Source organism: Agrobacterium vacciniicorymbosi, from assembly GCF_040427045.1.
Classification (GTDB): Bacteria; Pseudomonadota; Alphaproteobacteria; order Rhizobiales; family Rhizobiaceae; genus Agrobacterium.
In genome coordinates this window covers 23,061-37,481 of sequence record NZ_JBETMF010000018.1, presented here as the reverse complement: position 1 = coordinate 37,481, position 14,421 = coordinate 23,061, and the positions used below count along the sequence as shown (strand labels likewise).

Here is a 14,421-nt window from a genome sequence, read left to right as displayed (position 1 = left end):
CCAAGGGTCGAAATTCAATTTTTTACGTGATCAGCCATTATGCGCTCAAACAAAAGCCCCCGCGCATGGCTGCGCAGGGGCCTATTAAATCATAATCGGCAGAAAAATCAGGCCGAAAGCTTGGCCATGATTTCTTCGGACACTTCGAAGTTCGAATAGACGCTCTGCACATCGTCATCGTCTTCAAGGTTGCCGATGAGCTTCATCAGCGACTGTGCCTTTTCTTCATCGACTGGAACCGTGTTCTGCGGCTTCCAGATGGATTTGACGCTTTCGGCTTCACCGAGAACAGCTTCCAGTGCCTTGGACACTTCGTTCATGGCTTCGAAACCGCAGATGATGGTGTGGCCGTCTTCATTGCTTTCCACATCGTCGGCACCCGCCTCGATAGCAGCTTCCATGACCTTGTCGGCGTCACCAACAGAGGCCTTGTAGGTGATTTCACCGACGCGGTCGAAGGAGAACGAAACAGAGCCGGTTTCGCCCAGCGCGCCGCCAGCCTTGGTGAAGATGGAGCGAACGTTGGAGGCCGTGCGGTTGCGGTTGTCTGTCAGCGCTTCGACGATAACCGCCGTACCGCCCGGACCGTAGCCTTCGTAACGCACGTAATCGTAGTTTTCAGCATCTGCACCGGACGCCTTCTTGATGGCGCGGTCGATGTTGTCCTTTGGCATCGACTGTGCCTTGGCGTTCTGCACTGCCAGACGCAACGCCGCGTTCATGCTCACATCCGGCAGACCGGACTTGGCAGCAACGGTGATTTCACGCGCGAGTTTGGAGAACATCTTCGAACGGATCGAATCCTGTTTTCCCTTGCGATGCATGATGTTCTTGAACTGTGAATGGCCAGCCATGGCACCCCTGATCGGATCGTTTGTTTGGATTGCGGTGCTTATAAGTGCGATGGCCCGGCTGTTCAAGCCCACATGCCCACTCTTCTCGCACACATCAAAGCGTTTCCTTACTCACTGGAGCAGGTCTGCCGGCGCAGGTTTTCGTCCTTGATCCTTGCGGAGAAATGCCCGGCAAACCCGTTCCAGTGAACAAGGAAACGCTTTAGGGAACTGAAATCTACTCTCTTCGTTTGGTTACCAGTGCGAAAGCGGGCAGCTTTGTCCGTTGATCGTGAGGATAACGAGAAACGTGAAGGAGACCCCTAAATGGTCAGCTTGAGTGAAGCACGCGATGCCCCCGCCCGTCAGCTTTGGGACGAAATCAATTCCGTCCATGCGGGCATGCTGGGCCTTGAAGGCCTTCACAGCCATATGCAGCCCATGGCACCCCACGCCGACCCGAAGACCAACACGATCTGGTTTTTCACCAAAAAGAGCGCTGATCTTGTTCAGACTTTAAAGTCCGGCTCCCGCGCCCACTTCTGTGTCATCGGCAAGGATCACGACTATCATGCTTGCCTCTCCGGCAAGCTGGAAGTTCGCGAAGACAAGGCAAAGCTGGACGAATACTGGAATTCCGTCACCGCCGCCTGGTATGAACACGGCAAGAGCGACCCTGATCTGACGATGCTCGCCCTCCATGTGGACGATGCCGATATCTGGGCATCGACGGACAGCACCCTGAAATTTGGTTGGGAAATCGCCAAGGCAAACATGTCTGATCATAAGGTGCCGGATGTCGGCGTCAGACAACATCTGGCTTTCGCCTAAAACTTCCCTTTCCCGCCCGTTGCCCGTTCACATGCCTTGCGGCACCAGAATTTGCGGCTGGCGGGGAAGGTTTCTCATAGACACCCTGATAACCGGGTCATTGGCATAAGCGATTTTGAATTGCGGGCCGAACGTGACCAGAAACTGCTCCAGAGCACTTGGCTGGTGCATCGGCAGGATCAGAGCCGACCGCAGTCGCTTCACGATGCGGCTCATACTGTCAGCCCCCATCGTCAAGCCACCATCGACCGGCACCATCAAAATATCCAGACGCCCGATTTCGGCATATTGCGTTTCCGTCAACTCATAATGCAGATGACCCAGATGCCCGATGCACAGGCCCGCGACTTCGAAAATGAAGATCGAATTGCCATCCTTCTGCAACAACCCGCCGCCGCCCCAGCGGTTGCGGATGTCCGAGGTGACGTTGCGGATATAGACATCACCCACCTGCAATTTATGCACGGCCTTTTCGCCCGGCACATCGCTCCAGCCGTGCAGCACATATTTGATCGCCGGGTCCGGATGCAGCGTATAATGCGTGGAATGCGCATTGTTCATGGTCACCACGGTGGGCGTAACGGGCGGGCGGTAAATACCGTTATAATCGGTAGCGATGGTGACGCCTTCAGGCGAGGTGATCAGAAAGGTCGAATGGCCGATATACTGGATCTGCACCTCTTCCTTCGCACTCGCCTGCGCCAGTTGAACATCGGAAGGCTGAAAGCTGGCAAAGGTCGCGCCAGGCATGGTCTGGGCAATGGCCTGGCACTGGCTGATCGGAGGGCGGTTGGCGGAAGGACGGCTAGGCTGTTGCTGGGCCGATGCGGCAGCGGCCACCAAAAGCCCTGACAATGCGAGCATGAGCATGCGAAGCATCAACACCACTCCCAGAAACGAGATGAGTGCGGGCAGGATGCGGCAAGGGTGGTGGATCGTCCAGACGCAAGAGGTGGATGGCGCTCACAATGTCGTCATTGGGGGGGGTGCATCCCTATTAAGGTTTTTGGGTGTGGCTCACCCCCCTCTGCCCTGCTGGGCATCTCCCCCTCAGGTGGGGAGATCGGCTGGGCGCACAGTCCCCGCTCAATCTGCAACGTTCAAGATGGCCGACAGCTAACCACGAGTCGATCTCCCCCCTTGAGGGGGAGATGTCCGGCAGGACAGAGGGGGGTAAACCCCACCCGCCGCCATTTAATGTCAAACGATCAAACCCAAAACGCCGGAACCGTCTCCGCCAACCTCGGCCCAATCCGCAACGGCGCGATCTTCTCCGCCAACCCGGTGCGATCCGATATCTCCACACCAACGCCGCAAATCGTCGCCGGACCGCTCGCCGCCTCAAAACGGCCCTTCGGCATTTTCGAAATGAAGCGGTTGATCGGTTCTTCCTTTTCCATGCCGAGCGAAGAATCGTAATCGCCGCACATGCCGGCATCCGACATATAGGCGGTGCCGCCATTCAGGATTTGCGCATCGGCAGTGGGAACATGCGTATGTGTTCCCACGACGAAGCTGGCGCGGCCATCGACGAAATGGCCGAAGCACTGTTTCTCGCTGGTCGCTTCGGCGTGAAAATCGAACACGATGGCATCGGCCTGTTCACCCAGTGGGCAGGCACCCAGAATGCTTTCCGCCGAGCTGAAGGGATCGTCCAGTTCCGGGTGCATGAAAACGCGGCCCATGATGTTGGCAACGAGAATGCGGGCGCCGTTGCGGCCATAAAACAGGCCGGAGCCCTTGCCGGGCGTGCCCTTGGGGTAATTGGCTGGCCGCAGAAACTGGTCGTGCCGTTCGCAGAAGGAAACGGCCTCTTTCTGGTCCCAGACGTGGTTGCCGGTGGTCACCACATCGGCTCCGGCATTGATCGTCTCGAGATAGATCTCTTCGGTGATGCCGAAGCCGCCAGCGGCATTCTCGCCATTGACGATGACGAAGTCCAGCTTGAGATCGGAGATCAGCCCCGGAAGACGCTCCCACACCGCCGTGCGGCCCGTCTTGCCAACCATATCCCCGAGAAACAATAATCTCATTCCGCCGTCCTGCCCGCCATCTTGTCATTGAAATACCGCATGCCGCTCTCGGTCAGAATGGCATCCAGCGCCACATCGTGCGGCTCCGCGGGCACTGATGGCACTTCCTGGCAGTCGAATGCAATGCCGATGAGGGTTGTATCAAGACCTTTTGCGCGGAGTTTGGCGATTGCGCGGTCATAATGACCCGCTCCATAGCCAATCCGGTGGCCTTTGGCATCGAATGCAGAGAGCGGCACCAGCAGAATATCAGGGTCCAGCACCGCGGCGCTGTCATCCGGCCCCGTGGTGCCGAAGCCGGTTTTGACGAGCGGCACGTCCTTGGCAAATTCGCGAAACACAATGGTCTCGCGGTCCAGAATGACCGGCAGGCACAGGCGCATACCAATCCTGCGCAGGGCCTCCATCAAGGGCCGCAGATCGGCCTCCGAGCGGATCGGCATGAAGCCGGAGACGATCTGTCCAGCAGAAGACGTCAGCGCATCTGCACCCTTGGCAGCGATACTGAGACTTTTCTCACCGCGCTCTTCAACGGAAAGAGCGTCCCGCAGGGCGAGACGCTCGATACGAAGTTGGGCTTTGCTGAGGTCGCCCGACGTCATCAAGCCGCCCGGCTGACCAGCACCTTGTCGATCCGGTGCCCGTCAAGATCAATGACTTCGAAGCGCCAGCCATTGCGGGTGACGTGTTCGCCAAGCTCCGGCAAACGACGGAATTCGTCCAGCACCAAACCGGCCACGGTTTCGAATTCGGCATCGTCGGAAATCTGGAAGCCCATGCGGTCGGCAAATTCGTCGGCGGGCATCCACCCGGCCACGAGGAAGCTGCCATCCTCACGCTCCACCATCGCTGGCTCTTCGCCATCATCTTCCTGAAACGCGCCGGTAATGGCTTCCAGAACGTCGCCGGAACTGATGATGCCTTCGAAGTGGCCGTACTCGTCATAAACCAGAACCATGTGCACCGTGGAACGGCGCAGCGACTGGATGACATCAACGGCGCTTGTCAGGTCGGAAACAACCGGTACTTCGCGCAGAAGTTCACGGACATTCAACTCCTTGCCGGAGGCCAGCGCATCGAAGGCATCCTTGGCGAAAAGCACGCCGAGAATTTCATCGGAAGCACCATTGCGCACCGGCAGGCGCGAACGCTGCGTGCCGCGAAGCTGCTCACGGATTTCTTCCGCCGTATCTTCTATATCCACCACTTCCACGTCACGACGCGGTGTCATCAGGCCACGGGCATTGCGGTCTGCAAGGCGCATGACGCTGGTGATCATGGCGGATTCTTCCGTCTCGATCACGCCTGCACTGTGCGCTTCGGCCAGAACCGTGCGAATTTCATCATCCGTCACGGACGCGTTGGACTCACCGCTGTGGCCGAGAATGGCCAGAACGAGCTTACCCGAACGATCCAGCAGCCAGACGATGGGCGCACCGATCTTCGACAGCATCACCATGGCGGGGGATACCCGCACGGCAACCTTTTCAGGGTCACGCAATGCGATCTGCTTCGGCACAAGCTCACCGACGATCAGCGATAGGTAGGTAATGGCGACAACCACGACGCCGACGCCGATGGCATCGGCAGCACGGTCCGGCACACCCTGCTCCAGAAGCCAGGCGGTGAAACGGGCACCCAGCGTGGCACCGGAAAACGCACCGGAGAGAACGCCGACCAGCGTAATACCGATCTGCACGGTGGAGAGAAAGCGTCCGGGGTTTTCGGAAAGAGTGAGCGCCATGGTGGCGCCTCTGCTGCCTTGAGCGGCAAGCACTTTAAGCCTCGCCGGTCTGGAGGAGACAACGGCAAGTTCGGACATGGCAAGCACACCGTTGAGTACGGTGAGCAGAACCACGATCATAATTTCAGTAAACAAGTTTAGCTCTTTTTGGGCTGTTGAACGGCATGTCGCGGCTGCAACCACAATCGCTATAGTTGAGAGCGGGAGCGGACATACCAACACGGATAATAGGGAATTGTTCCACCAATGCAATGACCAGTGGCCTAAAAAATAAAGGCATACAGGCCGTTGAGGAGGAATCGAATCCATCTCACCCCTAAAGAGAGTGCGATAGTCGTGCGGTAATACGGTATGCAGCCGGTCTCCAGAGCCGCCTACCGGTGTCCCAGAAAGCTTGCCATTTAAAGGCCAGCAAAATGAAAAGTGCGATCCGCGGCAACCGATGGAGGTTTACGATCCTGGGTGCCTACAAACGTAGGTGGGCGCCATATGTCCAAGCCCACGGGCCTGGCCAGGGACAGCTCCCTTTGGATCGAGTATGGCCCCAGGGATTGTGGTTCCTGTCGAGAAGCGCAGAACGCACTTCGTATATAGGGTGGTTCTGTGAATTGCGGAAGGGGGGCGAAGGCGAGAATATTGCGCCCAAGCGGCTGTCACAAAACTATCCAGATGTTTTGTGACACGAAAGACGAAAGACGAAAGACGCCGTCAGTTCACAACCGGCTTCGGTCGCGCCACCAGCTTTTCGGTAATGCCGTTCAGTCGCGCAGAAAGATCGGAAATCGCGTCCACCAGCAATTCCTCGGTTTTCGCCTTGCTTTCCGCCATTCCATCGCGGTTGTGCTGCAGGGATGCGACCTGGCTTTCCAGTGCTTCGATCTTGCGGGAGAGCTCCGACATTTCATCGGTGATCATGATGCCAGCCATGACGGTGAGGCGCAGGTCGCCGATTTCACCGAACTGGCTTTTCAGATGGCCGACATATTGGTCGAACCGGCTGGCGAGATCGGTCAGATGTGCTTCCTGCCCCGCTTCGCAGGCCATGCGATAGGCCTTGCCATCGATCATCACTGTCACTTGAGCCATGAATTACAGTCCTTATCGATCCAGCACGGCGCGGATGGTTTCCATCGCGGTTACGAGGCGGCGGGAAACCTCGCGGTTGACTTCTTCGAGGCGGTTGGCGCGGAATTGCGACTGGTCAAGCTCCTGCGCCAGCCGTGCACGGTCCACATGCACACGCTTGACTTCGCTTTCGACCTCGCCATTTTCCCGCTGGCGCTCGATCCGCATGTCGATCGCGTTCTCAAGACTGTTGATGGCGGAGCTGAGCTCCGACAAAGCGACTTGTATGGTTTTTTCCGCCGTCATCGTTTCTTCCAAACCGCATGAGCCAAGCCGAATCGTTATTGCTTGGTGTCAATCAGGGCCGTGCCACGATATTACCCGTTTCACAGCCACGTCAATCAAACCAATACATTCAAGCACTTTGCGCTGTGGATGAATGCAGCACCGGAACGGCGCCAAGATGGCCGTCGCCTAAATATTGCCGGAATACGAAACGATTTTTGTTGCTGATCGAACCGCAAACCGGCCCGGATTTATTGACTCACCCGTCCTACCTGCTATGGATCAACCCGCTTTTTGGATAGTCATAATGGCTATCTCCTATCACCCGGAACAGACGGAAAAGCCATGATTTCTCGCGATAAACACGACCGGATGGCCAATGCGATCCGATTTCTTGCCATGGATGCAGTGGAGAAGGCCAATTCCGGCCACCCAGGCCTGCCTATGGGTGCAGCGGATGTGGCCACGGTTCTCTTTACACGTTACCTGAAATTCGATCCCAAGGCATGGCAGTGGCCAGATCGCGACCGCTTCGTGCTGTCTGCCGGTCACGGCTCCATGCTGCTTTATTCGCTCCTCTACCTCACCGGTTATGAGGACATGACGATCGACGAAATCAAGCATTTCCGTCAGCTCGGTTCCAAGACCGCCGGTCACCCGGAATATGGTCATGCCACCGGCATCGAAACCACCACTGGCCCGCTTGGTCAGGGCATTGCCAATGCCGTGGGCATGGCGATTGCCGAGCGCAAGCTGGAAGAAGAATTCGGCTCCGATCTGCAGAGCCACTTTACCTATGTGCTGTGCGGCGACGGTTGCCTCATGGAAGGCATCAGCCACGAAGCCATTGCGCTGGCTGGCCACCTGAAGCTCAACAAGCTGGTTCTCTTCTGGGACAACAACAACATCACCATCGATGGTGAAGTTGGCCTGTCCGATTCGACCGATCAGGTTGCCCGTTTCAAGGCCGTTCACTGGAACACCATCGAAGTTGACGGTCATGATCCGGAAGCGATTGCAAGCGCCATCGAAGCCGCGCAGACATCCGACCGCCCGACCTTCATCGCCTGCAAGACCACCATCGGTTTCGGCGCGCCAAACAAGGCCGGTACACACAAGGTTCACGGTTCTCCGCTCGGCGCTGAAGAAATTGCAGCGACCCGCAAGGCCCTGAACTGGGAAGCCGACGCTTTCGTGGTACCGGAAGATGTGCTCGACGCATGGCGTCTGGCCGGTCTTCGCTCCACCAAGACCCGTCAGGAATGGGAAGCCCGCCTCGAAGCAACCGATGCCGACAAGAAGGCCGAGTTCAAGCGCCGCTTTGCTGGTGACTTGACCGGCAACTTCGACAGCTCCATCGACGCCTTCAAGAAGAAGGTTGCCGCTGACAACCCAACGGTTGCCACCCGTAAGGCATCCGAAGACGCGCTTGAAGTCATCAACGGTGTACTGGCCGAAACAGTCGGCGGCTCTGCCGACCTGACGCCATCCAACAACACCAAGACCAGCCAGATGAAGTCGATCACGCCGACCGATTTCTCGGGCCGTTACCTGCACTATGGCATCCGTGAACACGGCATGGCAGCTGCCATGAACGGTATCGCGTTGCATGGCGGTCTTATTCCTTACGCTGGCGGCTTTATGATCTTCTCGGATTATTGCCGTCCGTCCATCCGCCTCGCCGCTCTCATGGGCATCCGCGTCGTTCACGTTCTGACGCATGACTCGATCGGCGTTGGCGAAGACGGCCCGACCCACCAGCCGGTGGAGCAGGTTGCAGCGCTTCGCGCCATTCCGAACCTTCTGGTCTTCCGCCCTGCGGATGAAACGGAAACCGCGGAATCCTGGCAGATCGCACTGCATGAAAAGCACCGCCCGTCGGCGCTGGCGCTGACCCGTCAGAACCTGGCACCGGCCCGCAAGGAATATGAGGAAAAGAACCTCGTTTCCTACGGTGCTTACGAGCTGGTTTCGGCAAGCGATGCCAAGGTCTCGATCTTCGCTTCCGGTTCGGAAGTCGAAATCGCGCTGAAGGCTGCCGCCGACCTCAAGGTAAAGGGCATTTCCACCCGCGTCGTTTCCGTTCCCTGCTTCGAACTCTTCAAGGAGCAGCCAGAGACTTACCGCAAGGCCATCATCGGCAATTCGCCGGTCAAGATCGGCGTTGAAGCTGCCATCCGTCAGGGCTGGGATTACTTCATCGGCAATGACGGCGCCTTTGTCGGCATGCATTCCTTCGGCGCATCTGCCCCGGCCAAGGATCTCTACAAGCATTTCGGCATCACGGCGGAAGCCGTTGTTGCCGCCGCAGAAGCGAAGCTCGGCTGACGAATTCTTCCATCTGGTGCGGCGGAACCGATCTCGCCGCGCCAGACCGTCACCATTCCAATCACGTTCGAAAATATTGATAGGGAGTATGTAAATGACTGTGAAAGTTGCCATTAACGGTTTTGGCCGTATCGGCCGTAACGTCCTTCGCGCCATTGTGGAATCCGGCCGCACCGACATCGAAGTCGTTGCCATCAACGACCTCGGCCCGGTTGAAACCAATGCTCACCTGCTGCGCTACGACAGCATCCACGGCAAGTTCCCGGCAGACGTGAAGGTCGAAGGCGACACGATCATCGTTGCTGGCGGCAAGCCGATCAAGGTTACAGCCGTGCGCGATCCAGCCCAGCTGCCGCACAAGGAACTCGGCGTCGATATCGCTCTGGAATGCACGGGCATCTTTACCGCCCGCGACAAGGCAGCCGCGCATCTGACCGCTGGCGCAAAGCGCGTCATCATCTCGGCTCCGGCTGAAGGTGCGGATCTCACGGTCGTCTTCGGCGTCAACGACGACCAGCTGACGAGCGAACACCTCGTCATCTCCAACGCGTCCTGCACCACCAACTGCCTGGTGCCAGTCGTCAAGGTTCTGGATGATACAGTCGGCATCGACCACGGCTTCATGACCACGATCCACTCCTACACGGGCGACCAGCCGACGCTGGACACCATGCACAAGGACCTGTACCGCGCCCGCGCCGCAGCCCTGTCCATGATCCCGACCTCGACCGGCGCTGCCAAGGCCGTCGGCCTCGTGCTGCCGCACCTCAAGGGCAAGCTCGACGGCACCTCGATCCGCGTTCCAACACCAAACGTCTCGGTCGTCGACTTCAAGTTCGTAGCCAAGAAGGCAACCAGCGTCGAAGAGATCAACGAAGCCATCAAGTCTGCCTCCAACGGCAAGCTGAAGGGCATCCTTGGCTACACCGACGAGCCGCTGGTAAGCCGTGACTTCAACCACGACAGCCACTCCTCCATCTTCGCAACGGACCAGACCAAGGTCATGGAAGGCAACTTCGTGCGTATTCTCACCTGGTACGACAACGAATGGGGCTTCTCCAACCGCATGTCCGACACGGCAGTAGCACTGGCCAAGACCATCTGATTTTTCGCAGAGAGCGAATAAGCAAAACCCGGCTGGAGCAATCCCGCCGGGTTTTGTGTTTTGGGACTATCAGTTTTTACGTCAGCCCAGCGCGGTATGCTGCTCGATTGGCTTCCCTTGGAAAGGTTCGACGTTGATCTCCCCTTCCCGCTTGCGGGCCTGAGCAATATCAAAGCTGTTCTGCATCCTCATCAGTGTATCCATGGACACGCCAAAGGCTTTCTCGATTCTCAACGCCATCTCCGAGGAGAGATGCGAGCGTTCATTCAGCAGAGCCGACAAGGCCGCTCTCGTGACGCCGAGAACCTGCGCCGCAGCCGTCACCGAAAGGCCTAGCGGTTCGATAATCTCACTTTTGATGAAACCGCCGGGGTGAGCGGGGTTTTTCAGACGGATGCCTTGCATCGCATTCATAGCCACCTCCTAGTGGTAGTCTTCATAGTCCAGATCGACAATCTCGATTTCCGCTTGATCGATCCGCAGTGTAATCCGCCAATTTTTGGTGACGAACAGGCTCCACGTACCTTTGCGATCACCGGTCAGCTGATGCGCTTTCCAGCTCGGCACCGTGCGCAATTCATCTTCGCGTTCCATATCCTGCAGAAAGGAAACGATGCGGAGCAGTTTTGGGACCACGGCGGCTTGCAAGCCGGACGCGTCATCGTCCTCAATCAAACGGCGCAAACCCTTATGGATCACGTTTCGGATTTTCATGGATTAAAACTATCCGGCACTGCGAAAAGTGTCAAGCTACGCTATACACTCGATACCCAGCTGACGTAACGTCAAATCGATGGGCAAAAGCGTCATTTTCCTCGCCGCTCGCCTTGCTCTGGTCCATTTTGATACGGAAAAATCCAAGCGAGGGATTCGGTCGCGTTCTATTGCGCATCGTGCCCTGCCGTATCATTCGATACACCTCGCCTTGCCCTGTCTGCTGCGCGAAACCCCTGCGCCGTGACCGTCCAAAACGTGGCGCATTGACTGCTGACGTGCGGGAGCATGTGTGCCACGCGGCCTTTCATGAAAAGGACGTGTGCGTGGAATCGTTTTATTTATTGCTGCTGGTCGCCACCGTCCTCGTTCTCGTTGCCGCTTTTTCCAGTCTCATTGCCTACCGCTTCGGCGCTCCGCTGTTGCTGCTCTTCCTGATGATCGGCCTTGCCGCGGGCACGGATGGGCTCGGCATTCATTTCAGCAACAATCCGCTCGCCTATATGCTGGGCTCGCTGGTGCTGGCCGTCATATTGTTCGATAGCGGCTTCGGCACCTCCATCCAATCCTTCAAACTGTCTGCCGGGCCGTCCATTTCGCTTGCTACTGTTGGCGTGGTGCTGACCTCGGTGTTTTTCGCCGGTGCCGCAGCCCTGCTGCTCGGCTTTTCATGGCTCGAAGGCCTTCTGCTCGGCTCCATCGTGGCCTCGACCGATGCGGCGGCGGTGTTCTTCCTGCTGCGCATCGGCGGCATCCATATCCGCGATCAGGTCCGCTCCACGCTGGAAGTCGAATCCGGCACCAATGATCCGATGGCAATCTTCCTCACCGTGGCCTTGGTGGAAATCGTTTCGAAAGGTCAGGGGCTGGCGGGTATCGATGCCAGCTTCCTGCTGCTCTTCATCCAAGAAATGGGCCTCGGCGTCATCTTCGGCGTCTTGGGCGGCCTGATGATCGTCAATGTCGTCAACCGTTTTCAGGTGGATCGCGGGCTGGTGCCGATTCTCGTTCTGGCGCTGGCGCTGCTGGTCTTTTCCTTCACCGGCGCGCTGCATGGCAGCGGCTTCCTTGCCGTTTACGTCGCTGGCATCGTGGCGGGCAATCGCAAGATTTTCGCCAAAGGCGCCATTCGCCGTTTCCACGAGGGCATGACGTGGCTCGCCCAGATCATCATGTTCCTGATGCTCGGCCTTCTCGCCACGCCTTCACAGTTCCCCGCCATCATCGTGCCTGCGGTGCTGCTGGCGCTATTTCTCATCTTCATCGCAAGGCCGCTCGCCGTCTGGCTCAGCCTCATGCCCTTCAACTATACCCAGCAGGAAACCACCTTTGTCGCATGGGTCGGCCTGCGTGGCGCTGTCTCCATTCTTCTTGCCATTCTTCCTGCTCTCGGAGGGCTTGAGGGCGCTGAAACCTATTTCAACGCCGCCTTTATCATCGTGCTGGTGTCGCTCTTGCTGCAAGGCTGGACCATCAAGCCCGTCGCCACCCGCCTTGGCCTCATCGTACCACCGCGCATGGGCGATGTGGACAAGCTGGAGGTAGACCTGCCCGGCACCGCCAACCACGAACTCATCTCCTACCGCGTCGCCAAAGGCAGCGCCGTGCTTCAGGGTGAGCGTATTCCCCGCTGGGCCATGCCTTCGCTGGTGGTGCGCGATGGCAAATCCATCCGCTATCAATATGCCGGTCGCCTGCGCGAAAACGATCTGGTCTATCTCTTCGTCATGCCCAGCTATGCCCGCCTGCTGGACCGGCTGTTTGCCAGCGCCAAACCGGTGACAAAGGATGACGAGGACATTTTCGGCACCTTCGCCATTTCGCCTCAAGGCCCGGCAAAGGAACTCGATGCGTCGTACGGCCCCGGCCTCCTGTCACAGCAGGAACTGTCAATGACAGTCGGAGAACTCATCCAGAACAGGTTCGGTGGAAAAGCGGAATATGCCGACCGCGTCCGCCTCGGCTCGCTCATCCTCATCGTCCGTGACCTCGATGAAAACCACGCAATATCCAGCGTGGGCATTTCGCTGGAGCCGGTGGAGCCTGCCATGGCGCTGCCCGTCTTCATCAGCCTCAAGGAAATCGTCCATCGCACCCGCAGCCATTTTGCCGAAAAACGGAGGGCGCGCAGAGCCGCTGTCGCCGGTAGCAAGATACCAGCTTCGGCAGACGCCACCGGTCACGCAGAAAATGATCACTGAGCGACTTGCACCGCCGGTCAGGCATAGTATGGTCGCGCCCCAAGCCATTCCGTTCAACGTTACAGGATCGATACATGCCCGCCTTCAAGACCCTCGATCACCTCACCGACATCACCGGAAAGCGCGTTCTCGTCCGCGTCGATCTCAACGTGCCGGTTGCTGACGGCAAGGTCACAGATAAGACCCGCATCGAGCGCGTTGCTCCGACCATTCTCGAACTGTCGAAAAAGGGCGCGAAAGTCATTCTGCTGGCCCATTTCGGCCGCCCGAAGGGTGAGCCGGTCGCCGATATGTCGCTCTCCCTCATCACCTCCGCCGTCGAAGAGGTGCTCGGCAGCTCCATCCATTTCGCTGCGGAAGCCATCGGCGCACCGGCGGCCGATGCGGTCGCCAAGATGCAGAACGGCGATGTCCTGCTTCTGGAAAACACCCGCTTCCACAAGGGCGAAGAAAAGAACGATGCCGCCTTCGTGGCCGAACTGGCAAAGAACGGCGATATCTACGTCAACGACGCCTTCTCCGCCGCCCACCGCGCCCACGCCTCCACGGAAGGCCTCGCCCGCCACCTGCCTGCCTACGCCGGTCGCACCATGCAGGCAGAGCTAGAAGCGCTGGAAAAGGGCCTCGGCGCACCCGCCCGCCCGGTCGTTGCCATCGTCGGTGGCGCAAAGGTATCGAGCAAGATCGACCTGCTGATGAACCTCGTCAAGAAAGTCGATGCTCTCGTCATCGGTGGCGGCATGGCCAACACCTTCCTGGCCGCACGCGGCACCCATGTCGGCAAGTCGCTCTGCGAACATGATCTGGCCGAAACCGCCAAGCAGATCATGATCGAAGCCGCCACCGCAGGCTGCGCCATCGTGCTGCCGGAAGACGGCGTCGTTGCCCGCGAGTTCAAGGCCAATGCCGAAAACCACGTCGTTGATATCAACGAAATCCCCGAAGACGCCATGGTTCTGGACGTCGGCCCCAAATCCGTCGAAGCCATCAAGGGCTGGATTTCCCGCGCCGAAACGCTGGTCTGGAACGGCCCCCTCGGCGCCTTCGAAATCGCCCCCTTCGACAAGGCAACAGTCGCCGCCGCCCAGCACGCCGCCGAATGCACCAAGTCCGGCAAGCTCGTCTCCGTGGCCGGTGGTGGCGATACGGTAGCAGCTCTCAACCACGCCGGCGTGGCAGACGACTTCACCTACATCTCCACCGCAGGCGGTGCCTTCCTGGAATGGATGGAAGGCAAGGTTCTTCCGGGTGTAGCGATCCTCAACGAACAGAAGTAATCGCT

14 protein-coding genes and 1 other RNA gene are annotated in these 14,421 nt (G+C 58.3%); 5 read left to right on the top strand and 10 right to left on the bottom strand.

Annotated features, from left to right (window positions below):
- Window positions 1-107: 107 nt before the first annotated feature.
- Window positions 108-854, bottom strand: coding sequence for a YebC/PmpR family DNA-binding transcriptional regulator (locus ABUK73_RS22035; protein WP_353579130.1), 747 nt, complete (start codon window positions 852-854; stop codon window positions 108-110).
- A gap of 306 nt (window positions 855-1,160) precedes the next feature.
- Between ABUK73_RS22035 and ABUK73_RS22030 the strand changes: the two genes are divergently transcribed.
- Window positions 1,161-1,664, top strand: coding sequence for a pyridoxamine 5'-phosphate oxidase family protein (locus ABUK73_RS22030; RefSeq protein WP_113088934.1), 504 nt, complete (start codon window positions 1,161-1,163; stop codon window positions 1,662-1,664).
- A gap of 27 nt (window positions 1,665-1,691) precedes the next feature.
- Here the strand turns inward: ABUK73_RS22030 and ABUK73_RS22025 are convergent, their stop codons facing one another.
- The 7 genes from ABUK73_RS22025 to ABUK73_RS21995 form a co-directional block, all read right to left on the bottom strand.
- Window positions 1,692-2,546 carry an MBL fold metallo-hydrolase gene (locus ABUK73_RS22025; RefSeq protein ID WP_353579129.1) on the bottom strand — a complete coding sequence of 285 codons (855 nt, stop codon included), beginning with the start codon at window positions 2,544-2,546 and terminating at the stop codon, window positions 1,692-1,694.
- Between the two features lie 326 nt (window positions 2,547-2,872).
- Window positions 2,873-3,697, bottom strand: coding sequence for a TIGR00282 family metallophosphoesterase (locus ABUK73_RS22020; protein WP_113090064.1), 825 nt, complete (start codon window positions 3,695-3,697; stop codon window positions 2,873-2,875).
- Window positions 3,694-4,299, bottom strand: a complete 606-nt coding sequence (locus ABUK73_RS22015) for a 5-formyltetrahydrofolate cyclo-ligase (protein ID WP_353579128.1) — start codon at window positions 4,297-4,299, stop codon at window positions 3,694-3,696. Before ABUK73_RS22015 ends, ABUK73_RS22020 begins: the two co-directional genes overlap by 4 nt.
- Window positions 4,299-5,561: a hemolysin family protein gene (locus ABUK73_RS22010; RefSeq protein WP_162727928.1), complete on the bottom strand. Its 1,263-nt coding sequence runs from the start codon at window positions 5,559-5,561 to the stop codon at window positions 4,299-4,301. Before ABUK73_RS22010 ends, ABUK73_RS22015 begins: the two co-directional genes overlap by 1 nt.
- Window positions 5,562-5,864: 303 nt before the next feature.
- Window positions 5,865-6,023, bottom strand: a non-coding RNA gene (gene ssrS, locus ABUK73_RS22005) — 6S RNA.
- 126 nt (window positions 6,024-6,149) lie between these two features.
- Window positions 6,150-6,527, bottom strand: a complete 378-nt coding sequence (locus ABUK73_RS22000) for a cell division protein ZapA (protein WP_113090060.1) — start codon at window positions 6,525-6,527, stop codon at window positions 6,150-6,152.
- A gap of 12 nt (window positions 6,528-6,539) precedes the next feature.
- Window positions 6,540-6,812, bottom strand: a complete 273-nt coding sequence (locus tag ABUK73_RS21995; protein WP_062584532.1) for a DUF4164 domain-containing protein — start codon at window positions 6,810-6,812, stop codon at window positions 6,540-6,542.
- A gap of 324 nt (window positions 6,813-7,136) precedes the next feature.
- Here ABUK73_RS21995 and tkt point away from each other — a divergent pair, with 324 nt between their 5' ends.
- Window positions 7,137-9,119, top strand: a complete 1,983-nt coding sequence (tkt, locus tag ABUK73_RS21990; protein ID WP_353579127.1) for a transketolase — start codon at window positions 7,137-7,139, stop codon at window positions 9,117-9,119.
- Window positions 9,120-9,213: 94 nt separating this feature from the next.
- Window positions 9,214-10,224 (top strand): type I glyceraldehyde-3-phosphate dehydrogenase, encoded by a 1,011-nt coding sequence (gene gap, locus ABUK73_RS21985; protein ID WP_353579126.1) that lies wholly within the window; start codon window positions 9,214-9,216, stop codon window positions 10,222-10,224.
- A gap of 81 nt (window positions 10,225-10,305) precedes the next feature.
- Here the strand turns inward: gap and ABUK73_RS21980 are convergent, their stop codons facing one another.
- On the bottom strand, window positions 10,306-10,638 hold the full coding sequence (locus ABUK73_RS21980) for a HigA family addiction module antitoxin (RefSeq protein WP_353579125.1): 333 nt from the start codon (window positions 10,636-10,638) through the stop codon (window positions 10,306-10,308).
- Window positions 10,639-10,647: 9 nt separating this feature from the next.
- Entirely contained in the window at window positions 10,648-10,938 is a 291-nt protein-coding gene (locus ABUK73_RS21975) for a type II toxin-antitoxin system RelE/ParE family toxin (RefSeq protein WP_045228457.1), read from the bottom strand.
- Between the two features lie 326 nt (window positions 10,939-11,264).
- Between ABUK73_RS21975 and ABUK73_RS21970 the strand changes: the two genes are divergently transcribed.
- Both ABUK73_RS21970 and ABUK73_RS21965 read left to right on the top strand, forming a co-directional pair.
- The gene (locus tag ABUK73_RS21970) at window positions 11,265-13,139 is read left to right on the top strand and encodes a potassium/proton antiporter (protein ID WP_353579124.1); all 1,875 of its coding nucleotides are present in this window, start codon (window positions 11,265-11,267) and stop codon (window positions 13,137-13,139) included.
- Between the two features lie 74 nt (window positions 13,140-13,213).
- Window positions 13,214-14,416, top strand: coding sequence for a phosphoglycerate kinase (locus ABUK73_RS21965; protein WP_353579123.1), 1,203 nt, complete (start codon window positions 13,214-13,216; stop codon window positions 14,414-14,416).
- Window positions 14,417-14,421: the final 5 nt, after the last annotated feature.